The 25996-nt window shown below is 74.9% G+C and carries 31 protein-coding genes; 16 read left to right on the forward strand and 15 right to left on the reverse strand.

The annotated features are described in order from the left end of the window. Window positions 1–55 precede the first annotated feature (55 nt). On the forward strand, window positions 56–652 hold the full coding sequence (gene orn / locus GA0070558_RS00700; protein ID WP_077936524.1) for an oligoribonuclease: 597 nt from the start codon (window positions 56–58) through the stop codon (window positions 650–652). A gap of 31 nt (window positions 653–683) precedes the next feature. On the opposite strand, the gene GA0070558_RS00705 is transcribed toward orn, so the two are convergent. Continuing rightward, window positions 684–878: a hypothetical protein gene (locus GA0070558_RS00705; RefSeq protein ID WP_091274774.1), complete on the reverse strand. Its 195-nt coding sequence runs from the start codon at window positions 876–878 to the stop codon at window positions 684–686. A gap of 234 nt (window positions 879–1112) precedes the next feature. On the opposite strand from GA0070558_RS00705, the gene GA0070558_RS00710 reads away from it, so the two are divergent. Next, a complete protein-coding gene (locus GA0070558_RS00710) occupies window positions 1113–1775 on the forward strand; it encodes a GNAT family N-acetyltransferase (RefSeq protein ID WP_091274349.1) in 663 nt (220 codons plus the stop codon). A 222-nt stretch (window positions 1776–1997) separates the two neighbouring features. Here GA0070558_RS00710 and GA0070558_RS00715 read toward each other — a convergent pair whose 3' ends face one another. The 4 genes from GA0070558_RS00715 to GA0070558_RS00730 all read right to left on the reverse strand — a co-directional run bounded on the left by GA0070558_RS00715 (window position 1998) and on the right by GA0070558_RS00730 (window position 5264). Beyond that, entirely contained in the window at window positions 1998–2696 is a 699-nt protein-coding gene (locus tag GA0070558_RS00715) for a TetR family transcriptional regulator (RefSeq protein ID WP_091274352.1), read from the reverse strand. After that, window positions 2638–3126, reverse strand: a complete 489-nt coding sequence (locus GA0070558_RS00720) for a thiol-disulfide oxidoreductase DCC family protein (protein ID WP_256091675.1) — start codon at window positions 3124–3126, stop codon at window positions 2638–2640. The genes GA0070558_RS00715 and GA0070558_RS00720 overlap by 59 nt, the downstream gene beginning before the upstream one ends. 20 nt (window positions 3127–3146) lie before the next feature. Further along, complete coding sequence (locus GA0070558_RS00725) at window positions 3147–3701, reverse strand: hypothetical protein (RefSeq protein ID WP_091274359.1); 555 nt, start codon at window positions 3699–3701, stop codon at window positions 3147–3149. 96 nt (window positions 3702–3797) lie between these two features. Beyond that, window positions 3798–5264, reverse strand: a complete 1467-nt coding sequence (locus GA0070558_RS00730; RefSeq protein ID WP_091274362.1) for a glycoside hydrolase family 3 N-terminal domain-containing protein — start codon at window positions 5262–5264, stop codon at window positions 3798–3800. Between the two features lie 162 nt (window positions 5265–5426). Here GA0070558_RS00730 and GA0070558_RS00735 point away from each other — a divergent pair, with 162 nt between their 5' ends. After that, entirely contained in the window at window positions 5427–6602 is a 1176-nt protein-coding gene (locus GA0070558_RS00735) for an ROK family transcriptional regulator (protein ID WP_091274366.1), read from the forward strand. Window positions 6603–6678: 76 nt separating this feature from the next. Here the strand turns inward: GA0070558_RS00735 and GA0070558_RS00740 are convergent, their stop codons facing one another. Together GA0070558_RS00740 and GA0070558_RS00745 are read right to left on the reverse strand one after the other, a co-directional pair. After that, window positions 6679–7686, reverse strand: a complete 1008-nt coding sequence (locus tag GA0070558_RS00740; protein WP_091274369.1) for an ABC transporter permease subunit — start codon at window positions 7684–7686, stop codon at window positions 6679–6681. Next, window positions 7683–8618, reverse strand: coding sequence for an ABC transporter ATP-binding protein (locus GA0070558_RS00745; RefSeq protein ID WP_091274373.1), 936 nt, complete (start codon window positions 8616–8618; stop codon window positions 7683–7685). Before GA0070558_RS00745 ends, GA0070558_RS00740 begins: the two co-directional genes overlap by 4 nt. Window positions 8619–8743: 125 nt before the next feature. Between GA0070558_RS00745 and GA0070558_RS00750 the strand changes: the two genes are divergently transcribed. Both GA0070558_RS00750 and GA0070558_RS00755 read left to right on the forward strand, forming a co-directional pair. Then, window positions 8744–9586: an ABC transporter ATP-binding protein gene (locus GA0070558_RS00750; RefSeq protein ID WP_077936532.1), complete on the forward strand. Its 843-nt coding sequence runs from the start codon at window positions 8744–8746 to the stop codon at window positions 9584–9586. Window positions 9587–9633: 47 nt separating this feature from the next. After that, window positions 9634–10533 carry a ribokinase gene (locus tag GA0070558_RS00755; protein ID WP_091274377.1) on the forward strand — a complete coding sequence of 300 codons (900 nt, stop codon included), beginning with the start codon at window positions 9634–9636 and terminating at the stop codon, window positions 10531–10533. Window positions 10534–10568: 35 nt separating this feature from the next. On the opposite strand, the gene GA0070558_RS00760 is transcribed toward GA0070558_RS00755, so the two are convergent. From GA0070558_RS00760 to GA0070558_RS00770, 3 genes are all read right to left on the reverse strand, one after another. Further along, window positions 10569–11288: a hypothetical protein gene (locus tag GA0070558_RS00760; protein WP_091274380.1), complete on the reverse strand. Its 720-nt coding sequence runs from the start codon at window positions 11286–11288 to the stop codon at window positions 10569–10571. Window positions 11289–11326: 38 nt separating this feature from the next. Next, window positions 11327–11809, reverse strand: coding sequence for a DUF6232 family protein (locus GA0070558_RS00765; protein ID WP_077936535.1), 483 nt, complete (start codon window positions 11807–11809; stop codon window positions 11327–11329). 338 nt (window positions 11810–12147) lie between these two features. Further along, window positions 12148–12666 carry a DUF6232 family protein gene (locus GA0070558_RS00770; RefSeq protein ID WP_091274382.1) on the reverse strand — a complete coding sequence of 173 codons (519 nt, stop codon included), beginning with the start codon at window positions 12664–12666 and terminating at the stop codon, window positions 12148–12150. A 99-nt stretch (window positions 12667–12765) separates the two neighbouring features. Here GA0070558_RS00770 and GA0070558_RS00775 point away from each other — a divergent pair, with 99 nt between their 5' ends. From GA0070558_RS00775 to GA0070558_RS00790, 4 genes are all read left to right on the forward strand, one after another. Further along, entirely contained in the window at window positions 12766–13539 is a 774-nt protein-coding gene (locus GA0070558_RS00775; RefSeq protein ID WP_043962224.1) for an enoyl-CoA hydratase/isomerase family protein, read from the forward strand. A 70-nt stretch (window positions 13540–13609) separates the two neighbouring features. Beyond that, window positions 13610–15232, forward strand: a complete 1623-nt coding sequence (locus GA0070558_RS00780; protein ID WP_091274387.1) for an acetolactate synthase — start codon at window positions 13610–13612, stop codon at window positions 15230–15232. 121 nt (window positions 15233–15353) lie between these two features. After that, entirely contained in the window at window positions 15354–16346 is a 993-nt protein-coding gene (locus tag GA0070558_RS00785; RefSeq protein WP_077936539.1) for an ATP-binding cassette domain-containing protein, read from the forward strand. Continuing rightward, window positions 16343–17152 (forward strand): ABC transporter permease, encoded by an 810-nt coding sequence (locus GA0070558_RS00790; RefSeq protein WP_091274390.1) that lies wholly within the window; start codon window positions 16343–16345, stop codon window positions 17150–17152. The genes GA0070558_RS00785 and GA0070558_RS00790 overlap by 4 nt, the downstream gene beginning before the upstream one ends. A gap of 20 nt (window positions 17153–17172) precedes the next feature. On the opposite strand, the gene GA0070558_RS00795 is transcribed toward GA0070558_RS00790, so the two are convergent. From GA0070558_RS00795 to GA0070558_RS00805, 3 genes are read right to left on the reverse strand one after another with little or no spacing between them, the layout of a single operon-like run. After that, complete coding sequence (locus GA0070558_RS00795; protein ID WP_077936541.1) at window positions 17173–17577, reverse strand: PLD nuclease N-terminal domain-containing protein; 405 nt, start codon at window positions 17575–17577, stop codon at window positions 17173–17175. A gap of 27 nt (window positions 17578–17604) precedes the next feature. Beyond that, window positions 17605–17922, reverse strand: coding sequence for a DUF202 domain-containing protein (locus GA0070558_RS00800; RefSeq protein ID WP_091274393.1), 318 nt, complete (start codon window positions 17920–17922; stop codon window positions 17605–17607). Further along, window positions 17919–18341: a YidH family protein gene (locus GA0070558_RS00805; RefSeq protein WP_255704076.1), complete on the reverse strand. Its 423-nt coding sequence runs from the start codon at window positions 18339–18341 to the stop codon at window positions 17919–17921. Before GA0070558_RS00805 ends, GA0070558_RS00800 begins: the two co-directional genes overlap by 4 nt. A gap of 11 nt (window positions 18342–18352) precedes the next feature. On the opposite strand from GA0070558_RS00805, the gene GA0070558_RS00810 reads away from it, so the two are divergent. From GA0070558_RS00810 to GA0070558_RS00825, 4 genes are all read left to right on the forward strand, one after another. Further along, entirely contained in the window at window positions 18353–19150 is a 798-nt protein-coding gene (locus GA0070558_RS00810) for a GNAT family N-acetyltransferase (RefSeq protein ID WP_091274396.1), read from the forward strand. Continuing rightward, a complete protein-coding gene (locus GA0070558_RS00815; protein ID WP_176734047.1) occupies window positions 19147–19560 on the forward strand; it encodes a hypothetical protein in 414 nt (137 codons plus the stop codon). Before GA0070558_RS00810 ends, GA0070558_RS00815 begins: the two co-directional genes overlap by 4 nt. Before the next feature lie 212 nt (window positions 19561–19772). Beyond that, window positions 19773–20552, forward strand: a complete 780-nt coding sequence (locus GA0070558_RS00820; RefSeq protein WP_077936545.1) for an electron transfer flavoprotein subunit beta/FixA family protein — start codon at window positions 19773–19775, stop codon at window positions 20550–20552. Between the two features lie 12 nt (window positions 20553–20564). Continuing rightward, entirely contained in the window at window positions 20565–21524 is a 960-nt protein-coding gene (locus tag GA0070558_RS00825; RefSeq protein WP_077936553.1) for an electron transfer flavoprotein subunit alpha/FixB family protein, read from the forward strand. Window positions 21525–21650: 126 nt separating this feature from the next. Here GA0070558_RS00825 and GA0070558_RS00830 read toward each other — a convergent pair whose 3' ends face one another. Both GA0070558_RS00830 and GA0070558_RS00835 read right to left on the reverse strand, forming a co-directional pair. Further along, window positions 21651–22430, reverse strand: a complete 780-nt coding sequence (locus GA0070558_RS00830; protein WP_091274400.1) for an anti-sigma factor — start codon at window positions 22428–22430, stop codon at window positions 21651–21653. After that, complete coding sequence (locus GA0070558_RS00835) at window positions 22384–23040, reverse strand: RNA polymerase sigma factor (protein ID WP_176734048.1); 657 nt, start codon at window positions 23038–23040, stop codon at window positions 22384–22386. The genes GA0070558_RS00830 and GA0070558_RS00835 overlap by 47 nt, the downstream gene beginning before the upstream one ends. Before the next feature lie 188 nt (window positions 23041–23228). Here GA0070558_RS00835 and GA0070558_RS00840 point away from each other — a divergent pair, with 188 nt between their 5' ends. The 3 genes from GA0070558_RS00840 to GA0070558_RS00850 all read left to right on the forward strand — a co-directional run bounded on the left by GA0070558_RS00840 (window position 23229) and on the right by GA0070558_RS00850 (window position 25989). Next, window positions 23229–24062: a DUF4397 domain-containing protein gene (locus tag GA0070558_RS00840; protein ID WP_077936547.1), complete on the forward strand. Its 834-nt coding sequence runs from the start codon at window positions 23229–23231 to the stop codon at window positions 24060–24062. Next, entirely contained in the window at window positions 24059–24724 is a 666-nt protein-coding gene (locus GA0070558_RS00845; protein ID WP_077936548.1) for a class F sortase, read from the forward strand. The genes GA0070558_RS00840 and GA0070558_RS00845 overlap by 4 nt, the downstream gene beginning before the upstream one ends. Window positions 24725–24813: 89 nt before the next feature. Continuing rightward, on the forward strand, window positions 24814–25989 hold the full coding sequence (locus tag GA0070558_RS00850; protein ID WP_091274403.1) for a cysteine desulfurase family protein: 1176 nt from the start codon (window positions 24814–24816) through the stop codon (window positions 25987–25989). Window positions 25990–25996 lie beyond the last annotated feature (7 nt).

The raw sequence follows: 25996 nt of genomic DNA on the forward strand, positions 1-25996 counted from the left end.
GCGGTCCATCCCGCGTACGGTGCCGAGGCGCGAGGGTGCGGGCTGCGCGTAGGCTGTGCCCGTGGCTGATCTTCTCGTCTGGATCGACTGTGAGATGACCGGGCTGGACCTCGGCAGGGACGCCCTGATCGAGGTCGCCGCGCTGGTCACCGATCCCGACCTCAACGTGCTCGGCGACGGGGTCGACGTGGTGATCCACGCCGACGAGGCGGCGCTGGCGGCGATGCCGGAGATCGTCCGGACCATGCACGGCAAGTCCGGGCTGACCGAGGAGGTCCGGCGCTCCACCGTGACCCTCGCCGAGGCCGAGGACCTGGTGCTCGACTACGTCACCAGCCACGTGAAGGACGCCCGCTCCGCGCCGCTGTGCGGCAACTCGATCGCCACCGACCGGGGCTTCATCGCCCGGGACATGCCGCGCCTCGACGCCCACCTGCACTACCGGATGATCGACGTCTCCTCCATCAAGGAGCTGTGCCGGCGCTGGTATCCGCGGGTCTACTTCGGGCAGCCCAAGAAGGGGCTGGCCCACCGGGCGCTGGCCGACATCCGGGAGAGCATCCGCGAGCTGGAATACTACCGGCGGACGGTCTTCGTCCCGCTGCCCGGCCCGGACGTGGACAGCGCGAAGGCCATCGCCGCCCAGCTCTGAGCCCACCCGGCCCGCGTCGGTCCGGGGCGGGTCAGCGGGCCGTGAGGCCGCGCCGGGTGGAGAGGCCGGCCGGCAGTCGGTTCAGCTCCGCCCAGGACAGCGCCGGCCGCACGCCGCGCACGTTGCGCGCCTCCCGGTACGCCGGCTGTGCCGGGAACCACTCGCGCGCACCCCGCCAGCGCCGCTCGGCGTCCTGCTCGTGTCGGTCCTCAGGCAGTTTCGGCATGACCATACCGTCCCAAATAAAGTTGTACATGTATGGAAATAGATATGACGTGGTCAAAGCGCCTCGGGTTCCCGCCGTCGGCGGCGTGACGACGCACCGTCGGCCGGCGGCGGTGCCGCCCCACGTCTACCCGTCCGCCCCGGGCCTCAACCAACCCGCGCACCATCGCGAGCCCACCGGCGTACCGTGATCATGGCGGCGCCCCCCGGCGGGCGCTGCGGAGGGAGGCGACCGGTGGGCGACCGGCGGCTGTACCTGCACCTGGTGACCTGGCTCGGGCAGTGGCCGCCGGGCCCGGGGCTGCACGTGGTCGGCTCGTACCGGCGTGACCTGCCCGCCTGGGACGGCCGGCTCCGCCCGGCGATCGCGGTCGGCGACGGGCGCGGCACGGTGCTCTCGGTCGCGCCCCGGCACGTCCCGGAGGTCCGGGCGCTCGCCGCCCGGTCGCAGCGGCGGTTGCTCGCCGGCCTGCCGGTCGCCGTCGCGCATCCCCGCTGGGTGTCCAACGACGACGTGTTCCGGTGGACCCTGGCACCGGCCCCGCTGCCGGAGGTGGGGGAGTGGATCGCGCCGACCGAGCCGGGGCTGCCCCGGTGGCTGGGGCTGTTCGACCGCGAGGTGCTGGTGGTGCGGGACGCCGACGGGCGGTACCTGGCGGGCGTGGCGATCAAGCGGCACGACGCGCACGGCCACGAGCTGGCCGTCGGCACCGTGCGGGCCGCCCGGGGCCGGGGGTTGGCCCGGCGGCTGGTGGCCCAGGCCGCCCGGCGGGTGCTCGACGAGGGGGCCGTGCCGACGTACCGGCACGACCCGGCCAACGGCGCGTCGGCGCGGGTGGCGGAGGCCGCCGGCTTCCCCGACCGGGGCTGGCGGTCGTACGGGGTCTATCCCCCGTGAGCCGGGCGCGGACCGTGGATCCCGGGCCGGATCCACGGTCCGCGTGGCCTCCCCCCAGGTCCTCCCTCGGCGCGACCGGTCGCTCCCGCCGGCCGCCGTCCCGCCCATGACGCTACGTAATGAGATCGGCGGTGGGCAAGGGCGGCCGGCGGGTCGGCGGTGTCGTCTAGTGGACTTGACCTGCGACTTGACCTGCGGCTTGGCGTGGCGCCGGGTCGCGCGTCAGTGACGCAGCGTGCGGATCAGGCTGATCGCCTGGCGGGTGGCCGGCCGCAGCACCCGCAGCCGGGACAGGCCGACGAGGCGGTCGACCAGCGGCACCGCCCCGTCGACGAGCTGCCGGGTCTTCGCCTGGCCGGGGGAGCGGTCGTGCACCCAGTAGAGGATCACCCCCAGGTACGCCAGCCAGAGCAGCTCGGGCAGCTCCGGGCGCAGCTCGGGGTCGACCTTCGCGGTCGAGCCGTCGAGCACCTCGCGGAACAGCGCCACCGACGCCTGCCGGGGCGCGGCGGACTCGGCGGAGAACGGGCTCAGCGGCGACGTCGGCTCGGCCGCGGTCTTGAAGAACGTCCCGGCGAACTCGTGGTACGGGGTGAGCACGTCGATGCCGGCGTGCAGCACCCCGGCCAGCCGTTGCCCGAACTCGGTCTCCCGCGCCAGCACCGCCGCCGCGGCGGCCCGGTGCTCCACCTGCGTGCCCGCGTAGAACTCCTGGATCAGGTGGTCCTTGGAGCCGAAGTAGTAGTACGCGTTGCCGACCGCGACGCCCGCCTCCTGGGCGATGGCCCGCATGGTGGTGCGGGCGTAGCCGCGTTCGCGGAACATCCGCAGCGCGGTGTCCAGGATCAGCCGCCGCGTCTGCTCACCCCGGACGGTCGCCGCCTCGCCCGCAGCGGTCGTCGCCGCACTCTGCTCGGTCATCGTCGTCACCGTATCCCGGGTCGGGGCCGACCGATCCGTCCCACTCTTCGCGGACCAGCCCGCGGACCGACGAGGCGGCGGCCACCACCCGTCGGGCCAGCGGCATGAGGTGCGGCCGGGCCAGCCGTTCGGCCGTGGCCCGGTGGTCCGCCAGCGCCCACAGGCAGGCGAACCAGGCCCCGTCGCCCGCGTACACCTCGCCGGTGTCGGCCACCACGGTCAGGTCGCGCAGCGTGGCGTCGTGGTCGAGGCCGGGGAAGCGCCGCCGGGCCTCGACCGACCCGGCCGGCACGAATTCCAGGGGTACGAGCTGGGCGCGCGTGGCCAGCCAGCGCCGGGCGGCCCGGCACAGCGGGCAGTGCGCGTCGTAGAGGACGGTGAGGCCGCCGATCCCACCGCCCCCGTGTGCGGTGGGACCGGCGTCGCCCACCGGAACGGGAGAGTGGCCGCTCATCGGGCCGGCGGGACCGGGCCGGCGCCCGTCGCGCCACCGTGCGGGGCGGCCGGGGGCCCGGCGGGCTGCGGGCCAGCGGGGTGCGGGGCGGCGGGGTGTGGGGCGACCGGGTACGGCATGTGTGGCACGTGTGGCGCGTGCGGGCCCGGCTGGGCGGGCGGCGGGGCGAGCCGGGCGACGGGTGCCACCGGGGGGTGCGTGGCGAGCTGGCGCAGCCGGCCCCGGCGGTAGCGGCCGAGCGCGAACACGTTGAAGAAGTGCAGCGCGCCGAGCACCAGCAGCACCAGCCCCACCTTCAGGGACAGCTCCTCCATCGCCTGACTGGTGCCGGTGACCGGGTCGCGGTGCCGCATCGCCACCGTCACGTAGCCGAGGTTGAGCAGGTAGAAGCCGACCACCAGGAGGCTGTTGACGGCGCGGGCCAGCCGCTCGTCGGCGAAGACCTCCTCCAGGAAGACCAGCCCGTTGCGGGACAGCGACCGCGCCACCCAGACGGTCAGGCCGATGCTGACCGCGAGGTAGACCAGGTACATCCAGACCTTGACGTCCATCCCGACACCTTTCTTGAACGCGTTCAAATTCAGGCCGCCCTCAGCGTAGGGCACAACTTGAACACGTTCAAGAGCGGGTTAGCGGTGGTGCGCGGGTCAGGCGGTCAGGTCGTCAGGGGTCAGGCCGAGGGCCTGTGCTGCGGCGCGCCCGTTGGCGTGGCTCGCGCCGTACGTGGTGACGAACGCGCGGGCGCTTGCCGGCCTCCACCGCCCCGGCCAGCCCATCTCGACCACGACCACCGGGTGCACGGCGGTCAGCGCGTCCACCAGCGCCGCGCCGCCCGGCAGCCGGTGCAGGTGCCGGCCGACCAGCACGATCGGCCGCTCCCCGGCGCGGGCGCGCAGCGCGGCCGCGTCCGCCTCGGCGGCCAGCACCAGGATCTCCTCCGACCCGGCCAGGTGCGGGCCGAGGCCCCACGGCACCCGACCCTGCGCGATCGTGGTCGCGGCGTCCAGCCGTACGACGAGGGGCCGGCCCAGCCCGGCGACGTCGCCCTCCACGCGGACGGCGCGCCGCGCGGCGGCGTACCCCAGGTCGGTGGGGGTGATCGGCGACGGGCCGGCGGCGCGGGTCGCGGCGGCGAGCGCGGCGGCCCGGCCGGCGGCCCGTTCGACCCGGGCCCGGTCGAGCCGGCCGTCGCCGAGCGCGGCGACGATCTCGGCGGCGACCCGCTCGACCAGGCCGGCGTCGACCCGCGCGCCGATGCAGAGCAGGTCCGCCCCGGCGGCGAGCGCCAGGACGGCGGCCGGGCCGATGCCGCCGGCGGCCAGCGCCGCGCCCTTCATCTCCAGCGCGTCGGTGATCACCGCCCCGGTGAAGCCCAGCTCACGGCGGAGCAGGTCGACCAGGACCGCGCGGCTGAAGGTGGCCGGGCCGTCGCCGGTGAGCGCGGGCACCCGGATGTGCGCGGTCATGATCGACGTGACGCCGGCGTCGACGACCGCCGCGAACGGGGGCAGGTCGCGCTCGCGCAGCACCGCCGGGGACGCCTCCACGGTGGGCAGCTCGTGGTGGCTGTCGGCGACCGTCGCGCCGTGGCCGGGGAAGTGCTTGGCGCAGGCGGCCACGCCGGTCGACTGGAGGCCGGCGACGGCGGCGGCCGAGTGGACGGCCACCCGGGCCGGGTCCGCGCCGAACGAGCGGGTGCCGATCACCGGGTTCTCGTCGGCGGTGTTCACGTCCACGGTCGGGGCGAGGTCAACGGTGATCCCCAGGGCGGCCAGCTCGGCGCCGATCGCCGCGTACACCCGCCCGGTCAGCGCCGGGTCGTCGACCGCGCCGAGGGCGGCGTTGCCCGGGTACGGGCTGCCGGTCGCGTGGGCGAGGCGGGTCACGTCCCCGCCCTCCTCGTCGATCGCGACCAGCACGTCGGGGCGGGCGGCGCGCAGCGCGGCCGTGCTCGCCGCCACCTGGGCCGGGTCGTGCACGTTCGTGCCGAACAGGGTGTGCCCGGCGAGCCCTTCGGCGACCAGGTCGACGGCCCAGCCGGGCGGGACCGGCCCCGGGTACGCGGCGAGCAGCGTGCCCAGCGCGAGCCGGCGCAGTCCAGGATCGGTCCCCACGGAGGTCTCCCCTCTGCCGTGCCCGGTCGGGCACGGTCGTCGTACCGGAGGCGTCGGCCGGTGCCGGGTCGTCCGAGTACCCAGGTTCGGGGTGGCCGTTACGCTACGGTCACCCGCGTGTCGGTTTGGTTAGCAAAGTTTGCGAAAAATAGAGGACGTGGCATGAGTGCGACCCGGCTGCCCGGCACCCCCCGCCTGTTGCGGGCGCTCAACGACCGCGCGGCGTTGGAGCTGCTGCTGGAGCAGGGGCCACTGACCCGGGCCCGGCTCGGCGAGCTGACCGGGCTGTCCAAGGTCACCGCCTCCCAGCTCGTCGAGCGGCTGGAGGAGCGCGGCCTGGTCGCCCGGGTCGGCGAGCAGGCCGGCGGGCGGGGCCCGAACGCCCAGCTGTACGCCGTCCGGCCGGGCTCGGCGTACGTGGTCGGGGTGGACGTCGGCGCCGAGCGGGTCGTGGCCGCCTGCGCGGACATCACCGGCGCGGTCGTCTCCCGCGTGGAGCAGTCCACCCGGGACACCGACGACCCGGTCGGGGTGGTGCACAACGCCGTCGTGCAGGCCGCGAGCAGCGCCGGCGCGGAGCTGTCCAGCGTGCGCCGGGTGGTGCTGGGCACCCCCGGCCTGGTCGACCCGGCCAGCGGCGACATCACGTTCGCGTTCAACCTGCCGCGCTGGCACCGGGGCCTGCTCGCCGCGCTGCGCGAGGACCTGGCCACGCCGGTGGTCTTCGAGAACGACGTCAACCTGGCCGCCGTGGCCGAGGCGCAGTCGGGGGCGGCCCGGGAGAACCGCGACTTCGTGCTGGTCTGGGTCGGCGCGGGCGTCGGCCTGGCGATCATGCTCGGCGGCCGGCTGCACCACGGCAGCAGCGGCGCGGCCGGCGAGATCGGCTACCTGCCGGTGCCCGGCGTGCCCATCCCGCGCGACGTGTCGCGCCGCGCCAAGCCGGCCTTCCAGCAGCTCGCCGGGGCGGACGCGGTGCTCGCGGTGGCCCGGGAGCACGGGCTGCCCGCCGACTCGGCGGCCGACGCGGTGCGCGCGGCCATCGCCGCCGGCACCGCGGGCGGCCCGCTGCTCGACGAGCTGGCCCGCCGGCTGGCCCTGGGCGTGGCGAGCACCTGCGTGGTGCTCGACCCGCCACTGGTGGTGCTCGCGGGCGAGGTCGGTCAGGCCGGCGGGGCGGCGCTCGCCGAGCGGGTGCAGCACGAGGTGGCCGCGATCACCCTGGTGCGCCCCCGGGTGGTGCCGACCGGGCTGACCGAGGAGCCGATCCTGCACGGTGCCCTGCGCACGGCCCTGGACGCGGTGCGCGACGAGGTCTTCGGCAGCACCGTGGGCTGACCCCGCGCGGCTCATGTGAAGGAATTCTTCACCACCGCGCGGGGTGCTGCAAGGTGCTGCCTGGCCTTGCGGCAGCTCAGCTGAGGTCGCGGCGGCGGAACGCGCCGAACGCCGCCATGGTCAGCACGCCGACGAGCGTCAGCAGCACCGCCAGCCCGAGCCCCCACCCGATCTGGTAGTTGCCGTCGCAGTAGCCGCTCACCCCCCGACAGGCGGTCGCGTCGGAGAGCCGGGCCTGGCCCGTCAGCCACGCGTCGAGATACGTGGAGAGCATCCAGTCCTCGCCGCGCGGCAGGCCCACCACCTCCACCACCACCCGCAGGCCCAGCTCCCACACCACCGCGTACGCGGTCACCGCGCCGAGCGCGGCGGCCGTCCGCCGGCCCAGCGTGGCCAGGGCGAAGCCGGCCGCCGCGGCGAGCAGCACCAGCACCAGCCCGCGCAGCCAGATCAGCCCCAGCCCAGGCCAGAAGTCGCCGCCCGTCGCCCCGGGCAGCCCGGCGCCCTGCCCGATCAGCCAGAACACCCCCAGGTACGCCGCCGAGGCCAGCACCGACAGCAGCGTCAGCGCCCCCAGCAGGGTGCCCAGCTTCGCGCCGAGCACAGCGAGCCGCCGGGGCCGCCAGATCAGCAGGTTCACCACCCCGCCGGTGGACAGGTCCGCCCCGATGTACGACGCCCCCACCAGGAACCCGAACAGCACCAGGAACGCGACGAGGAAGTAGAGCAGCGGCCGGGCCTGGTCGGCGAAGGTGAACACCCCCTGCAGATGGTCGGCGGCCACGGGCAGCCGGTCGCGCTGGCCCGGATCGAACACCGAGCAGTTCGGCGGGTAGTCCTGGGCCTCCTCCGGCGGCAGCGTCCCGCGTACGGCCGCCAGGCACTGCTGGAACGTGTCCTCCAGCGCCTGCCGCTGCTGCGCCGCCGACTGCTGCGCCGCGACGATCTCGTCCGGCGACGGCCGGTGCGAACCCACCAGCGTGGTCACCGCCGTGACCGCGAACGCCAGCACCAGCAGCACCAGCATGAGTCGCATGAAGCGGCGGGTGGCCAGCCGCTCCCACTCGGCCCGGACCAGGTTCACGCCCCCGCCTCCTCGTCCCGCACGCCGCCGTCGGTCAACTTCAGGAAGACACTCTCCAGGTCCGGCCGCAGCGGGACCAGTTCGCGTACCCACAGCCCCTGCTCGCCGAGCAGCCGGCTGACCTCGCCGGCGTCGGAGACCCCGCCGACCACCAGGTGCTCGGGGCGCTCGTCCACCGCCAGGCCGGCGGCGCGCAGCAGCTCCGCCGCCCGGTCGGGCTCCGGCACGCGGACCAGCCACTCGTGCTGGTCGTGGCCGGCCAGCACCTCCGCGACCGGGCCGGCGGCCACCCGCCGCCCCGCCGAGACGATCGTCACGTGGTCGCAGATCAGCTGGATCTCGCCGAGGATGTGGCTGGACAGCAGGACGGTCACCCCCGCGTCGGCCAGCGACCGCATCAGGTCCCGCATCTCCCGGATACCGGCCGGGTCCAGCCCGTTCGCCGGCTCGTCGAGGATCAGCAGCTCCGGCTCCTTGAGCAGCGCCGAGGCCACGGCGAGCCGCTGCCGCATGCCCAGCGAGTAGCCCCGCACGTCGTCCTCGCCCCGGTCGAGCAGCCCCACCTGTGCCAGCACCTCGTCGACCCGCCGGGTCGGCACCCCACCGGCCAGGGCGAGCAGCCGCAGCGTGCGGTGCCCGGTGAAGTTGCCGAAGAACTGCGGGGTCTCCACGATCGCGCCGACCCGGGCGGCCACCCGCGCCTGCGCACGCGGGACGTCCTCGCCGAACAGCCGCATCCGGCCGGAGTCGGCACGGACCAGGCCGAGCAGGGCGCGCAGCGTGGTGGTCTTGCCCGAGCCGTTCGGCCCAAGGAAGCCGTGGATCTCACCCCGCCCCACCAGCAGGTCGAAGCCGTCCACGGCGACGTGCCGACTCCGGTACGGGCCGTGGAACGTCTTGCGCAGCCCCTCGATCTCGATGACCGCGCTCATCCGATGTGCTCCCGGTGTGACATCCGCGTCTCCCCCCGTGCGGTGACCAACGACACGGCGCCCCACCCTAGGGTGTGGACGCTGCCCGTGGGGGGCGGTGCGGCGGTGCGTGGTTGGATGGGAGGGTGACTGGTGACCTGATCCCCGGCGCCCCGGGCGCCGCCCCCGCCGCCACCCCCGTGGACGCGGATCTGGTGGTCAGCCTGGACGGTGTCGGCGTACGCCGGTCCGGCACCGCGCTGCTGCACGACGTGCACTGGCGGGTCGAGCTGGACGAACGCTGGGTCGTGCTGGGCCCGAACGGTGCCGGGAAGACCACGCTGCTGAACCTGGCCGCCGGCCGGCTGCACCCGACGACCGGCGTCGCCCACGTGCTGGGGGAGCGCATCGGCCGCACCGACGTCAACGAGCTGCGGATGCGCATCGGCCTGTCCACCGCCGCCCTCGCCGGGCAGGTGCCCGCCGAGGAACGGGTCGCCGACGTGGTGGTCACCGCCGCCTGGTCGGTGGTCGGGCGCTGGCGGGAGAGCTACGACCCCGGCGACGAGGCGCGGGCCCGCGCCCTGCTCGGTCAGCTCGGCGTCGGGCACCTCGCCGACCGACCCTTCGGCACCCTGTCCGAGGGGGAGCGCAAGCGCGTGCAGATCGCCCGCGCGCTGATGACCGACCCCGAGCTGCTGCTGCTCGACGAGCCCGCCGCCGGGCTCGACCTGGGCGGGCGCGAGGACCTGGTGGCCCGGCTGGCCGAGCTGGCGTACGACCCGGACGCCCCGGCGCTGGTTCTGGTCACCCACCACGTCGAGGAGATCCCGCCCGGGTTCACCCACGCGTTGCTGCTGCGCGAGGGCGCCGTGGTGGCCCAGGGGCTGCTCGGCGACACCCTCACCGCCGACAATCTCGCCAAGACCTTCGGCCTGCCGCTGACGGTCGAGCGGCACGGCGCCCGCTGGACGGCCCGCGCCGCCTGAGTCGCGAGTTGGGCGCAACCGGAGCGGCCGGAGCAAGGGAGGCAACCGTGCGGCAGACTCGCGTCGCCGTCGTGGGCAGCGCCAACATGGACCTGGTGGCCACCGCCGGGGCCCTGCCCCGCCCCGGCGAGACGGTGCTCGGCAGCGACTTCGTCATGGTGCCCGGCGGCAAGGGTGCCAACCAGGCGGTCGCCGCCGTGCGGGCCGGGGCGTCCTGCGCCTTCCTCGGCGCGATCGGCTCGGACGCGTTCGGGGTGACCCTGCGCGCCCGGATCACGGCGGCCGGCGTCGACACGGGCCACCTCCGGGTGGTCTACGGGGCGTCCGGCGTCGCCCTGGTGATGGTCAGCGCCGACGGCGAGAACGCCATCCTGGTCACCCCCGGGGCGAACGCCGCGTTCACCGGCCTCACCGAGGGCGAGCTGACCGCCGTACGCGACGCGGACGTCCTGGTCGCCCAGCTGGAGATCCCGGTGGCGACGGTGACGGAGGCCGCGCTGGCCGCCCGGGCCGCCGGCACCCGGGTGATCCTCAACGCCGCGCCCGCCCGGCACGTGCCGGCCGAGCTGCTCGACGCCGTGGACCTGCTGGTGGTCAACGAGAACGAGGCGCGGACGCTCACCGGCGCGGGGCGCGACGATCCGGGTGCCCTGCTCGCGCTGGTGCCCCGCGCGGTGCTGACCCTCGGCGGCGAGGGCGCCTGGTACGTCGAGCGCGACGCCGCGCCGGTGCACGTCCCGGCGGTGCGGGTCGACGTGGTCGACTCGACCGCCGCCGGGGACGCGTTCACGGCCGCGCTCGCGGTGGCCTGGGGCGAGGGGCGGGACCTGCGGGCGGCGGTGCACTGGGCGGCGGCGGCCGGCGCAGCCTGCGTACGCCGGCTGGGCGCGTCCGTGGCCCTGCCCAGCCGGGCCGAGATCGACCAGCTCTACGCCCCGCCGGCCTGAGCTGACCGCCCGGCCGGTTCACCCGCCGGGGCGACTCACTCGTCGGTCAGCTTCTCGCCCCGGCGGCGGAGCATGCCGAGGCCGGGGATGCCGGCCACGGCGAGCTTCAGGTCCCGGGTGACGTCGAGCAGGTCGTGCAGGTCGGGGCCCACCCGGTCCAGCGTCGCCAGGATCGGCAGGATGTCGGCGGTCAGGTGCTCCTTGAGTTTGGGCAGCTCGTCGACGAGGCGGATGGCCGCGGTCACCTCCTCGTGGCTGAGCTGCTCGACGAACCGGGTCGCCATCGGCGCGCCCCGACGTAGCGCCGGCTCGTACGCGGCCAGCAGCTCGGCGGCGGTGCCGGCCGCCTCGGCGGCGGCGGTCACGGTCCCCGCGGCGCGGTGGGCCACCGCGCCGGCCTCGGCGACCACCGTGCCGGCGGCGGCGGAGACCCGCTTGGCCTCGCCGACGACCACGGCCGCGGCGGCGGCGACCGCGGTGGCGGTGTCGATCGCGGTGGTCGCGGCGGCGCTGATCACGGCGACCTCCCGGACGGCGCTCTCGGCGTCGTCGAGCACCCGGTCGGTGCGGTCCAGCGTCCCCTCGATCCGGTCCACCACCCCGTTGATCCGGTGCAGCAGCGCCTCCACCCCGTCCAGCACCGCGAAGGCGCGGGCCGGGACGGCGGCGAACGAGGCGGCCGAGCCGAGCGCCTGGTCGAGGGCGGTACGGGTGAGGCCGACGACGGCGGACGGCCGGGGGAGGGGAATCACCATGCCTCCCAGTGTGCGTCGGACGGACCAGTGCCGCCCGGTCAGCCCCTTTCGCCCTGCTGCTCCACGGCCCGCTGCACGGCGCGGTAGATCTGCCCGAACCGCAGCGCGTCCGGCGTGCTCAGCAACATCACCTCCCGCCCGTGGTGCTGCACCCACAGCTCGTTGACCCGGTTGCCGCGCTCGTACGAGCGGTCCAGCCAGCCGAGCGGCAGCTCCAGGAACGGGACCAGGGCCAGCGCACCGACCGCGCAGGCGGCCAGGATGATCAGGGCGAGGGTCCAGTTGCCCCGGTCCTGCGCCGACCAGGCGAGCGACACCACGCAGACCAGCGCCACCAGCGGCGGCAGCGACAGCAGAAGCACCAGCACGCCCCGGCCGATCACCCGGCCGCGGACGGCGAGGGTGGTGCGCCCGCGCGCGTGCCAGACGTACGTGACGTCGGCGAGCGCGATGGTGTGGCCACCCACCCGGATCGACTCGGAGGTCACCTGCACCGCGTCGTCCTGGTAATAGATGGCCATCACCAAGCCTAACCGCCGCCGGGCGCGCTCGCCCAGCCCGGCGAGGGACGTTCGGGTCCTAGGGAGCTGAGTCATCTACGACATCGCCCGCCCCGGGCACGGCATCCCTCCCCGGTCGGACACCGCACCGCACTGCACCCCACCGCACCGCACAACGCCGCACAGCACCGCCCACCCCGGGGCCTGATCCATCCACGACATCAGCTCGCTAGTCGGGCTGAAGCCCCTGCTGGGGGCCCGGGGGCGGCGCGGGAGCCGCCTCCCCCGGCCGGCGAGGTGCGGCGCGGGCCGGGGTGGGACCGCGCGGGGTAGGGCGGGGGCGGGGTCCGCGCCGGGCGCTACGGCCTGACGGCGTTCCCCGGCGGGCGGCCGCCGGTCTGACCGGACCGCTCCGCCTGCCCTGCCGGGCCGGCCTCCACCGCCCGCTGCACCGCCCGGTAGATCTGCCCGAAGCGCAGCGCGTCGCCCGTGCACACCAGCCGCACCGGCTGGCCCCGCCAGCGGGCCCACAACTCCAACTGGCGGCTGCCCCGGGCGTACGAGCGGTCCAGGTGCTCGAAGAGGAAGTCGGCGACCGGCCCGACGGCGAGCCCGACCAGCACGGAGGCTCCCACGATGGCGATCGTGACGGTCAGCGAGCGGTGCAGCCACAGCGCGAGCGCCACCCCCAGCGCGGCGGCGACCAGCGGGCCGGCGAGCGCCGCGCCGATCGCGCCCCGGCCGGCGAGCACCCGCCAGGACCGGCTGCCGCGCAGGTGCCAGACCATGCTGATCTCGGCCAGCGGGTACGTCCGGCCGTCCACCCGCACGGAAGTGGAGGTGACCTGCACCGACCTGTCGTCGTAGTACGTGACCATGGCGGACTCCGGTGGGGCGGGGCGGACATCAGACTATCTGCCCCAACGATCCGGGCCGTAAGGTTGGCACGCGACTTCGACGAGGAAGTGAGGGCAAGTGTGAGCGAGTTCGTGCGGCTGGAGACCAAGGACGGCATCGGCACCATCCGGTTGGACCGGCCGCCGATGAACGCGCTGAACAAGCAGGTCCAGGAGGAGTTGCGCGCCGCCGCGGCGGAGGCCACCGCCGACCCCGAGGTCCGCGCCGTCATCGTGTACGGCGGCGAGAAGGTCTTCGCGGCCGGCGCGGACATCAAGGAGATGGCCGTCATGTCCTACGTGGACATGGCGGAGCGGGCGGCGGACCTGTCCAGCGCGCTCGGCGCGTTCGCCCGGATCCCCAAGCCGGTGGTCGCCGCGATCACCGGGTACGCCCTCGGCGGCGGCTGCGAGCTGGCCCTCGCATGCGACTGGCGGGTGGTGGCCGAGGACGCGAAGCTCGGCCAGCCGGAGATCAAGCTGGGCGTCATCCCCGGCGCGGGCGGCACCCAGCGGCTGGCCCGGCTCGTCGGCCCGGCCCGCGCGAAGGACCTGATCATGTCGGGCCGGATGGTGGACGCCCAGGAGGCGCTGCGGATCGGCCTGGCCGACCGGGTCGTGCCGGCTGCCGACGTGTACGCCGCCGCCGTCGAGCTGGTCACCCCGTACCTGAACGGGCCGGTGCAGGCGCTGCGGGCGGCGAAGCTGGCGGTCGACGCCGGCCTGGACATGGACCTCACCTCGGGCCTGGCCTGGGAGACCCAGCTCTTCGCGGCGCTGTTCGCCACCGACGACCGGCGCGAGGGCATGGCCGCCTTCGTCGAGAAGCGGAAGCCCGACTTCACCGGCCGCTGACCCGAGCCCGGTTCACATTCCGCCTACCGGCCAGTAGCGTGTGACTCCGGCCACGGCGAGGGGAGCGGCGATGACGGAGCGGGTCGAGGGTCACGGCGGACAGTTGGCGCTCGCGGCGCTGCGCGCGCACGGCGTACGCGAGATGTTCACCCTCTCCGGCGGGCACGTCTTCCCGCTCTACGACGCGGCGCACACCGCCGGCTTTCCGCTCTACGACGTGCGGCACGAGCAGTCGGCGGTGTTCGCGGCCGAGGCGGTGGCCAAGCTCAACCGCCGCCCCGGCCTCGCCGTGCTCACCGCCGGCCCCGGCGTCACCAACGGTGTCTCCGGGCTGACCAGCGCCTTCTTCAACGCCTCGCCGGTGCTGGTGCTCGGCGGCCGGGCCCCGCAGTTCCGCTGGGGCTCCGGCAGCCTGCAGGAGATGGACCACCTGCCGCTGGTCGCCCCCGTCACCAAGCACGCCGAGACGGTGTTCGGCGCCGACGACATCCCGCGCGCGGTCAGCGCGGCGCTGACCACCGCGCTCACCCCGCACCGGGGCCCGGTCTTCCTCGACTTCCCGCTGGAGGCGATCTTCTCCGTCGGCGACGCCGAGCTGCCCGAGGCGGTCGCGCCCGCCCCGATCGAGGCCGACCCGGAGGAGGTGGCCCGGGCCGCCGGACTGATCGCCGCCGCCCACCGCCCGGTGATCATCGCCGGCTCCGACGTGTACGCCGGGGACGCCGTCGACGCCCTGCGCGCCGCCGCCGAGGCGCTGCGGGTGCCCGTGTTCACCAACGGGATGGGGCGCGGCGCGCTGCCCCCGTCGCATCCGCTGGCCTTCGCCAAGGCCCGCCGGGTCGCCCTGTCCGGTGCCGACGTCGTCGTCGTGGTCGGCACCCCGCTGGACTTCCGGCTCGCCTTCGGCGACTTCGGCGACGCCCGGGTGGTGCACGTGGTGGACGCGCCCAGCCAGCGGGCCACCCACGTCACCCCGGCCGCCTCGCCCGCCGGTGACCTGCGGCTGATCCTCACCGCGTTCGCCGAGCACCCCGGCGACCGGGCCGACCACGACGACTGGGTCGCGCGGCTGCGCGAGGCCGAGGACGCCGCGAAGGCCCGCGACGCCGAGGCGATGGCGGCCGAGACCGACCCGATCCGCCCGGCCCGCGTCTACGGCGAGCTGCGCCGGGTGCTCGCCCCCGACGCCATCACCGTCGGCGACGGCGGCGACTTCGTCTCGTACGCGGGGAAATACCTGGAGCCCGCGCAGCCCGGCACCTGGCTCGACCCGGGCCCGTACGGCTGCCTCGGCACCGGCATGGGCTACGCGATGGGGGCCCGGGTCAGCCACCCCGACCGGCAGGTCTGCGTGCTGATGGGCGACGGCGCGGCCGGCTTCTCGCTGATGGACGTGGAGTCCCTGGTGCGCCAGAAGCTCCCCGTCGTGATCGTGGTCGGCAACAACGGCATCTGGGGGCTGGAGAAGCACCCGATGCGCGCCATGTACGGCTACGACGTCGCCGCCGACCTGCAGCCCGGCCTGCGCTACGACAAGGTCGTCGAGGCCCTCGGCGGGGCGGGCGAGACGGTGGAGAAGGCCGGCGACCTCGCCCCGGCCCTGGAGCGGGCCTTCGCCTCGGGCGTGCCGTACCTGGTCAACGTGCTCACCGACCCGGCCGACGCGTACCCCCGCTCGTCGAACCTGGCCTGAGCGCCACCGCTTAATTCGGGGGACTCCCGGCGTCTGTCGTCGTAACGTCAGCCGAGGCTCGGCAGTTTGTCAGTGCCGTCGGCCAGTTGGCGTGACACATGCACAGACGACGGGAGTTTCCATGACGTACGCGATCCGGGCGGAGGGCCTGGTGCGACGCTTCGGCGCCACCACGGCCCTCGCCGGAGTCGACCTCGCGGTCCCCAGCGGGACCGTGTACGGGTTGCTCGGGCCCAACGGGGCCGGGAAGACCACCACCGTGCGGGTGCTCGCCACCCTGCTCGCCGCCGACTCCGGCCACGCCACCGTCGGCGGGTACGACGTGCGCCGCGACGCCCACCGGGTGCGCCAGCTCATCGGCCTCACCGGCCAGTACGCCTCGGTCGACGAGGCGCTCACCGGCACGGAGAACCTGCTGCTCATCGGCCGGTTGCTCGGCCTCTCCCGGGCCGACGCCCGGGCCCGGGCCCGGGAGCTGCTCGCCCGGTTCCAGCTCGCCGACGCCGCCGACCGGGCGGCGAAGACCTACTCCGGCGGCATGCGCCGCCGCCTCGACCTGGCCGCCAGCCTGGTCGGCCGCCCGCAGGTGCTGTTCCTCGACGAGCCGACCACCGGGCTCGACCCGCGCAGCCGCAACGACCTGTGGGACACCGTGCGCGGCCTGGTCACCGACGGGGTGACCGTGCTGCTGACCACGCAGTACCTGGAGGAGGCCGACCAACTGGCCAGCGAGATCGCCGTGGTCGACCACGGGCGGGTGATCGCCCAGGGCACCCCGGAGGAGCTGAAGGCCAAGACCGGCGGCCAGGTCCTCGCGATCCGTCCGGCGGACCCGGCCGACCTGGCGACCGTGGTGGCCATCGCGGGGGAGGCCGCCGCCGCCAGTCCCGAGGTGGCCCAGAGCACCGTCACCGTCGCGGTCAACGGCCCCGGGGTGCTGCCCGCCGTGGTCCGCCGCCTCGACGACGCCGAGATCCCCGTGGCCGAGCTGGCCCTGCGGGGCGCCAGCCTCGACGAGGTCTTCCTGCACCTCACCGGCCACCGTGCCGAGCCCGACGCGCCGACCGGCGACGACACCCCGTCCGGGGCCGACCTGGAGAGGACCCCGGCATGACCGCCGCCACCGTCACCGCCCCGCTCGCCCTGGCCCGCCGCCTCGGCGTGGGCGCCGGGGTGCGGCACACCCTCACCCTGGCCTGGCGCAGCCTGGTGCAGATCAAGCACAACCCGATGGAGCTGCTCGACCTCAGCATCCAGCCGGTGATGTTCGTGCTGCTGTTCACGTACGTCTTCGGCACGGCGATCTCCGGCTCGCCGGGGGAGTACCTCACGTTCGCCCTGCCCGGCATCATCGTGCAGAACGCCCTGTTCGCCACGATGACCACCGGCTTCGGGCTCAACAACGACCTCACCAAGGGGGTGTTCGACCGGCTGCGCGCCCTGCCGATCGCCCGCTGGGCCCCGCTGGCCGGGCGGATCCTCGCCGACACCGTGAAGCAGGCGTGGTCGGTGTCGCTGCTGATCGGCGTCGGGGCGATCCTCGGCTTCCGGCTCGGCAACGGGGTGCTCGGGCTGCTCGGCGCGTTCGCCCTGCTGCTCGCGTTCTCGCTGGCCGCGGCGTGGATCTCGGTGCTGGTCGGGGTGCTGGTCAGCGAGCCCGACAAGGTGCAGATCTTCGGGTTCACGGTGATCTTCCCGCTCACCTTCACCAGCAACGTCTTCGTCCCCACCGACCGGATGCCGGGCTGGCTCCAGCACTGGGTCGAGGTCAACCCGGTGACGATCCTGGCCGACGCCCTGCGCGGCCTGCTGGTGGGCGGCCCGGTGGTCGGTCCGGCGATCCAGGCGATGATCTGGGCCGTCGCGCTCGCCGCCGTCTTCGCGCCGCTGGCGGTCCGGGCGCTGCGGCGTCGCGTCTGACGCCTGCGGGGGCGGCCCGGTCACACCTCGGGGCGGTTCTCCTCCCGGGGCGGGTCGCCCTCGCGGTGGCGCAGGTCGTCCTCGCGCCGGCGGAGGTCCTCCTCCCAGCGGCGGAACAGCTCGGCGTCCTGCCGCCGGGTGCGTTCGGCCAGGGAGTCGAGGAACTCCGGGTCGTCGTCCGGGGCGAGCGGCCGACGCGGGCCGCCGGGGGCCGACCGGGGCGCGCCCGGCCCTGCGGCGGGGCGCTGCCGGCCGGCGAGGAACCAGGCGATCGAGCCGACCAGCGGGAAGAACAGGATGATCAGCACCCAGGCGATCCGGGGCAACCCGCGGATCGCCCCCTCCTCGGCGGAGAGGCAGCTGATCAGCGCCAGCACCGCGAGCGCGATCTGGACCAGGAAGAGCAGGACGTACAGGCGGGCCATCTCCCCATCATGGCGCACCCGCGCCCGTCACCCCAGTCCGCGTAGGGCCAGCAGCACGCCCAGCGTGGCCTGCCACGCGGCGGCGAGGGCCAGCGCCGGCATGGTGCGGGAGGTGGCGCGCACCGGGCCCGACCCGACGGCCCGCCCCCAGCACAGGGCGAGGGCCGCCGCCCAGCCGGCGACCGCCGCGCCGGCCAGCACCGCCCCGGCGGCGTCCCCGGTGAGCGCCAGCCGGACGGTCAGCACGGTGACGGCGGTGAGCGCGAGCAGGCTGCGCCGCCAGGCCAGGCGGGTGCGTTCGGGTTGCAGCCCCGGGTCGCCGGCCGGGCCCGGCCCGACCGTCACCGGCCGCCGATCGCGCGGGCCAGCACCGCGATGACCAGCAGCACCGCGCCCAGCCCCACGGCGAGGGCGAGCACGGCGGGGAAGCGGGACGCCGGCAGTTCCTCGCCGAGCCGGATGGCGCGTTCGGTGCGGGCCCAGTGGTCCACGGCCCGCACGGCGACGGTGCCGCCGAGCAGCAGCAGCGCGACGGCGATCGCCTCGCGCAGGTGCGCCAGCGGCAGCGGCGGGAGGAACTGGGCGGCGGCCAGCCCGCCGGCCACCAGGGCCAGCCCGGTGCGCAGCCAGGCCAGGAACGTCCGCTCGTTGGCCAGGGAGAAACGGTAGTCGGGCGTGCTGCCCACCGACCGCAGCTCCCGCGGGTCGAACCACCGCCGTACCGTCTCCCACACGCAGCCGATTATCCGCTTTGTCCAGGGCATAGGTTGGACGGGTGACTGATCTTGACCCGACGACGCTGCGCGAGGCGTACGACAACCAGCTCAAGGCGTGGGCCCCGGACCCGCTGCCGGAGGGCGTGACGGTGGAGCGGGACGGGCCGCTGGTGCGCATCCTCGGCCTGGACCACGGTGGCTTTCTGACGTACCGCGACCTGGGTGGCCTGACCGGGGCGGCGCTGGACGCGCTGATCGCCCGCCAGGTGGAGTTCTTCCGCGCCCGGGGCGAGTCGGTGGAGTGGAAGCTGCACGGCCACGACGAGCCCGCCGACCTGCCGGACCGGCTGCGGGCCGCCGGGTTCGTGCCCGAGGAGCGGGAGACCGTCGTGATCGGCCCGGTCGCGCCGCTGGCGGCCACGCTCCCGGTGACCCCCGAGGGGGTACGCCTGCGTGAGGTCACCGCCCGCGCCGACCTGGACCGGATCATGGCCATGGAGGAGGAGGTCTGGGGCGAGAGCCGGGATCACTTCGCCGACGGGCTGGAGAAGGAGATCGCCGCCGACCCGCAGTCGATCACGGTGGTGGTCGCCGAGGCGGGGGAGACGGTGGTCAGCGCTGGCTGGGTGCGCTACGTGGCGGGCACCGGCTTCGCGACGCTGTGGGGCGGCTCGACGCTCGCGCAGTGGCGTCGTCGGGGCATCTACCGGGCGCTGGTCGGCTATCGGGCGCGGCTGGCCGCCCAGCGGGGCCGGACCCTGCTGCAGGTGGACGCCTCCGAGGACAGCCGGCCGATCCTGGAACGGCTCGGCCTCGTCCCGGTCACCACGACCACGCCCTACATCTACACTCCGTGACCATGAGCCAGCCGCTGACGGACGAGGAACGACTCACCCTGAAGACGGGCGCGTTCGGCGCGGTCTTCCTGGTGTCGAACGCCGACCCGGGCATGTTCGCGATGCTGCGGGAGAGCTTCGCCGCTTCGGGGGCGATGGCGGGGGCGAGCGGCCCGGTGAAGGAGGCCCTGACGACCGGCCCGCTGCCGAGGCTGCCCCGGGACTCGGCCCTGGAGGTCGAGGCGGTGGTGCTGCCGGCGCTGGGTCGGGCGGTGGAGATCCTGCGCGCGAAGTCGCCGGGGGACGTGGCGGCGTACCGGTCGCTGGTGCTGGCCGCCGCCGACCGGGTGGCGCGGGCGCACCGGGGGGTGACGCCGGCCGAGGCCGAGGTGATCGACCGGATCCGGGGCGCGCTGGCCGAGCCGGCCTGAGTCCGCGCGTGTCCGGTGCGCCCCGGAGTCGGGGCGCGCGGTGAGCTGTGTCACCCTGAGGCCCCCGGGAGCCGATGCTACTTGCGGGTAACATTGGCGCGTGGGCAAGTGCACAGCAGCCCGTGGTTGACCGATCGTTAAGTTTCGCGGGAGGCTGCGCCCGTGACCTGGCGAGGGATCGCCACACCAACAGGAGGGGTCGTCGAAGCGCGATGAACATCGTCGTACTCGTCAAGCAGGTGCCCGATTCGGGCGCGGACCGCAACCTGCGTCCTGACGACAACACCGTCGACCGCGGTTCGGCGAGCAACGTCATCAACGAGATGGACGAGTACGCCATCGAGGAGGCGTTGAAGATCAAGGAGGCGCACGGGGGCGAGGTGACGATCCTGACCATGGGTCCGGACCGGGCGACCGAGTCGATCCGCAAGGCGCTGTCGATGGGGCCGGACGCCGCCGTGCACGTCGTCGACGACGCCCTGCACGGGTCCTGCGCCGTGGCCACCTCGAAGGTGCTCGCCGCCGCCCTCGGTCAACTCAACGCCGACCTGGTGATCTGCGGCGCCGAGTCGACCGACGGCCGGGTCCAGGTCATGCCGCACATGATCGCCGAGCGCCTGGGTGTGGCCGCGCTGACCGGCGCGCGCAAGCTCACCGTCGACGGCTCCACCCTGACCGTGGAGCGGCAGACGGAGGAGGGCTACGAGGTGGTCACCGCCTCGACCCCGGCCGTCGTCTCCGTGTGGGACACCATCAACGAGCCGCGCTACCCGTCCTTCAAGGGCATCATGGCCGCCAAGAAGAAGCCGGTGCGCACTTTGTCCCTGGCCGACCTCGGCGTCGCCCCGGCCGAGGTGGGCTTCGACGGCGCGACCAGCACCGTGCTGGAGCACAGCAAGCGCCCGCCGCGCTCCGGCGGCGCGAAGGTCACCGACGAGGGCTCCGGCGGCGCGCAGCTGGTCGAGTTCCTCGCCACCGAGAAGTTCGTGTGAGGGGTGCAGGTCATGTCTGAGGTTCTCGTCGTCGTCGAAGCCACCCGCGAGTTCGGCGTCAAGAAGGTCACCCTTGAGATGCTCACCCTCGCCCGCGAGCTCGGCACGCCCAGCGCGGTCGTGCTCGGCGGCCCCGGCGCGGCCGAGGCGCTGAGCGCGAAGCTGGGCGAGTACGGCGCGGAGAAGATCTACGCGGCCGAGAGCGAGGAGATCGACGGCTACCTGGTGGCCCCGAAGGCCACCGTGCTGGCCGACCTCGTCAAGCGGGTGCAGCCGGCCGCCGTGCTGCTCGCCTCCGCCCAGGAGGGCAAGGAGATCGCCGCCCGGTTGGCCGTCAAGCTGGACAACGGCATCCTGACCGACGTGGTCGCCCTCGCCGCCGACGGCACCGCCACGCAGGTCGCGTTCGCCGGCTCGACCATCGTCACGTCGAAGGTCACCAAGGGCCTGCCGCTGGTCACCGTGCGGCCGAACTCGCTCACCCCGGCCCCGGCCCCCGCCACCCCCGCCGTCGAGCAGCTCACCGTGACCGTGGGTGAGGCGGACAAGCTGGCCAAGGTCGTCGACCGGGTCGCCGAGCAGAAGGGCTCCCGCCCCGAGCTCACCGAGGCGTCCGTGGTCGTCTCCGGCGGCCGAGGCGTCGGCAACGCCGACAACTTCAAGCTGGTCGAGGAGCTGGCTGACCTGCTCGGCGGGGCCGTCGGCGCGTCCCGTGCGGCCGTCGACTCCGGCTTCTACCCGCACCAGTTCCAGGTGGGCCAGACGGGCAAGACGGTCTCCCCGCAGCTCTACGTGGCGTTGGGCATCTCCGGCGCGATCCAGCACCGGGCCGGCATGCAGACCTCGAAGACCATCGTCGCGGTGAACAAGGACGGCGAGGCCCCGATCTTCGAGCTGGCCGACTTCGGTGTGGTGGGCGACCTGTTCAAGGTCGTGCCGCAGGCCGCCGAGGAGATCCGCAAGCGCAAGTGAGCCACCCCCCCCGGGGGACCCGGGGCGAAACGCCGAAGGGGGCCACCCGGGATCGGGTGGCCCCCTTCGACCGTGCCTGTCACGGGGAGCTGATCGGCGGGCCGGGGAGCTGATCCGGCCCGCCGATCAGCCCGTCAGGGTGCCCCTCAGCAGGCTGTCGCCGGAGTGGGCGGGCTTGTTGTCGTACTGCTCGGCGGAGACGTCCAGCACCGAGTAGGTCCGGAGGTCGACGTTCGGCGGCAACGGTAGCAGCGCGTCCCCCGTGCCGGAGTTCAGCACGCCGACCGAGAACATCCGCATGGTCGCCGGGTCGATGAGCCAGACCTCGTAGTACCCCGGTACCGCCGGGAGATTCGCCACATGCAGGTGCAGTTGGTTGTCGGTGAACACCCGGGCGTCCCCGTTGGCGTCGCGCGGCGTCGTCCCGTACGCGGTCAGGGCCCCGCTGGCCAGCACCACGCGCTCCGGTGGCCGGGGCTCGTCGGCGGAGCCCGACAGCACGGCGAAGGTGCCCACCACGCCGACCGCGGCGGCGGCTGCCGCCGTCACCGCCGTGACCGCCCAGCGGGGCAACCGGCGACGCCGCCCACCGGCCCCGCCGGGCCGCGCCGCGCCGTTCGCCGGTGTCGGGGCGGTCTCCGGCGGCCCGGCGGCGCGGCGGTCGCCGAGCGAGGGCAGCGCCTCGGCCGCCGCGACCTCCGCGACGATCCCCTGCCACACGTGCTCGGGCGGGTCGGGCAGGTCGCCCAGCCCCTGGGTGCCGGCGCCGAGGCCGGCGACGTGCCGTAGGCCGTCCACCTCGGCCCGGCAGTGCGCGCAGGCGTCGAGGTGGCGGGCCTCACCGTCGTCCGCCTCGCTCTCACCGAGCGCCAGGAAGACCAGCCGGTCGTGGTCCAGGTGCTGCACCGTCCACCTCCCATCTGCGTTTCAGGCTCGCCATACCTCGCCGGATGTGACTCTTGACCGTCCCCAGCGGCACGCCGGTGACCGTCGCGATCTGCTGGTGGGTCAGGTCGTCGTAGAACGCCAACTCCAGCATCCGACGCTGGTCGTCGGGAAGCCGGGCCAGCTCGTCGGCCACCACCAGCCGGTCGACGACCGTGTCCGGGTCCGGGCCGGTCGGGGCCGGATCGGGCAGTTGCCGCACCGTCTCCACCACGCGGTTCTCCCGCGCGGAGGCGCGCAGCCGGTCGACGACCTTGCGCCGGCCGATGCCGAGCAGCCAGCCGATCAGCGACCCCCGGGACGGATCGAAGGTGTCCCGCCCCAGCCAGGCCGCGACGAAGGTCGCCTGGGTCACGTCCTCCGCGTCGCTGCGGTTGGCCAGCGTGCTGGTGGCCAGGTGCAGCACCGCCCGGCCGTACCGGTCGTACGCCTGGCGCAGGGCGGCCTCGTCGCCCGCGCGGAACCGCTCGGCGAGGTCGTCCTGGGGTGGTGGCTCGGGTTCCTGTTGCACCGCTGTCACCGGGCGGTTCGCCTTCCGTGGAGCATGCCCGACTGTAACCCCCGCCGTCATCGCCCCACCTTCGCGCCTCGTGCGTCCGCACCTGTCTCACCTGCTCTTCGCCGTCGAGGGCCCCCGTGGATGCGCCCGCCGGAAAGAAAAAGAAGTCGTCGGAGGGCGCATCCGGGGCGGCGGGAGCCGGCGTAACCCGTTCTGCAAGCCAGGCCTGACGAACCAGCACGAACCACCAGGAGGCAGACATGCAGCTCTCGTACTTCCGTCGGGTCGCCGCGGGCGGCGCGGTCGCCGCGCTGACCTTCGCCGGTGCCGGCGCCCTCACCGCCACGCCGGCCTACGCCGCCACCAGCAAGGTCTCCGTCGTGCACGGCATCCCCGACACCCCCGTCGACGTGTACGTCAACGGCAAGAAGACCCTCGACAACTTCAAGCCCGGCGACGTGGCCGGCCCGCTCGACCTGGAGCAGGGCGCGTACGACATCGCCCTGACCAAGCCCGGCGAGGCGCTCGACAAGGCGATCCTCACCGTCGACGACGCCGAGGTGCCGGGCGGGGCGAACATCAGCCTCGCCGCGCACCTCGACGAGGCCGGCAAGCCCAGGATCACGCCGTTCGCCAACGACACCGCCAAGGTCGACGCCGGCAAGGCCCGGCTGATCGTCCGGCACACCGCCGCCGCCCCGGCCGTGGACGTGCGGGCCGGCGGAAAGCCCGTCTTCGAGGACCTGACCAACCCGAACGAGGCGAAGGCCGACGTCGACGCCGGCACCGTCTCCGCCGACGTGGTGCTCGCCGGCACCGACACCGTGGCGATCGGCCCCGCCGACCTGGACCTGAAGGAGGGCACCGCCACCATCGTCTACGCGATCGGCTCGGCCGAGGCCAAGAACCTCGACCTGGTCGCGCAGACCATCACCGGCCTGCACTCCGCCCCGGGCGGCGTGCCCAGCGGCACCGGCGGCCAGGCCGGCACCGGCGTGCAGACCTGGTGGTACGTGCTGGCCGGCGCCGGCGTCCTGCTGCTGGTCGGCGGCGGCGTCCGGGTGGCCGCCACGGCCCGGACGTCCCGCCGGTGACGGTGCGCAACCGCGGCGCGCTGGCGGCGATGGCCGCCGGCGCTGCCGCGCTCACCGTCGCCGCCGTGGTCGCCTGCGGCTCGCAGCCCGCCGAGGACGTCGGCGCGGACGACGCGGCGGCCCTGGCCGTGGCCACCGGATCGCCGGCCGCGAGCGCCCCCGGTGGCCCGTCGGTGCCGGTCACGGCCGGCGAGCTGCCCGCCGGCGACGCGACCGTGCCGCCGGTGCGGCTGCGCATCCCGGCGATCGACGTCACCGCCCGCGTCGACCCGGTCGGGGTCAACCCGCGCACCGACGAGTTCGAGGTCCCGCCCAGCGTGGACCGGATCGGCTGGTACCGGTACGGCCCCGGCCTGTCCGCCGACGCCGGGTCGGTGGTGATCGCCGGCCACGTGGACAGCGCCGAACAGGGCAGGGGGGCGTTCTTCCGGCTGCGGGAGCTGGACCGGGGCGACACCGTCACCGCCACCGGCGGCGACGGGACGACGCGCGAGTACCGGGTCGTCGCCCGCGAGGAGTACGCCAAGACGAAGATCCCGCTGGACCGGTACTTCGCCCGCGACGGCAGCCCCCGGCTCACGCTGATCACCTGCGGCGGCCCGTTCGACCCGCAGACCCGCCGATACCGGGACAACATCGTCGTCACCGCCGTCCCGGTGTGAGCGGTCGTGCCCCGGGGTCCTGGCGCCCCGGGGCGCGGGTGACCTCCGGAGTCGGGCCGGCGCGAGGCCGGTCAGTAGGCTGAGCGGCGATGGCATACCTGGATCACGCGGCGACGACTCCGATGCTCGACGAGGCACTGGAGGCGTACGTGGCCGCCGCTCGCGAGGTCGGCAACGCGTCGTCACTGCACGCGGCGGGCCGGCGCGCCCGCCGCCGGGTGGAGGAGTCCCGCGAGCGGGTGGCCGCCGCGCTGGGCGCCCGCCCCTCCGAGGTGATCTTCACCGGCGGTGGGACGGAGAGCGACAACCTGGCGGTCAAGGGCATCTTCTGGGCCCGCCGGGCCGCCTCCCCGGCCCGCCGCCGGGTGGTCTCCAGCGCCGTCGAGCACCACGCCGTCCTCGACACGGTCGACTGGCTGGCCGAACGCGAGGGCGCCGAGGTGGGCTGGCTGCCGGTGGACGCCGCCGGCCGGCTCGACCCGGAGGCGCTGCGCGCCGAGCTGGCCGACCACGGCGACGCCGTCGCCGTGGTCACCGCGATGTGGGCCAACAACGAGGTGGGCACCCTGCAGCCGGTGGCCGCGCTGGCCGCCGTGGCCGCCGAGCACGGGGTGCCGTTCCACACCGACGCGATCCAGGCGGTCGGCCAGGTGCCCGTCGACTTCGCCGCCAGCGGCGTCTCCGCGCTGACGGTCACCGGGCACAAGCTCGGCGGCCCGGCGGGGGTGGGCGCGCTGCTGCTCGCCCGCGACGTCGCGGCCACCCCGCTGCTGCACGGCGGCGGCCAGGAACGCGACGTGCGCTCCGGCACCCTCGACACCGCCGGCATCGTCGCCTTCGCGGTCGCCGTCGAGGCGGCGGTGAAGGGCCAGCAGGAGTACGCGGCCCGCGTCGCCGCCCTCCGCGACGACCTCGTGCGGCGGGTCCGGCACGCCGTGCCCGAGGTCGTCTTCAACGGCGACCCCGACGACCGGCTGCCCGGCAACGCGCACTTCTCCTTTCCCGGCTGCGAGGGCGACGCGCTGCTGCTGCTGCTCGACGCCCAGGGCATCGCCTGTTCCACGGGCTCGGCCTGCTCGGCCGGGGTGGCCCAGCCTTCCCACGTGCTGATCGCGATGGGCGCCGACGACGACCGGGCCCGCTCCTCGCTGCGTTTCAGCCTCGGCCACACCAGCGGCCAGGCCGACGTCGACGCGCTCGTGGCGGCCCTGCCGGCGGCGGTGGAGCGGGCCCGCCGCGCCGCCGCCCTGCGCGCTCCCCGCTGACCGGTAC

It is taken from the genome of Micromonospora haikouensis (assembly GCF_900091595.1).
GTDB classification, from domain to species: Bacteria; Actinomycetota; Actinomycetes; order Mycobacteriales; family Micromonosporaceae; genus Micromonospora; species Micromonospora haikouensis.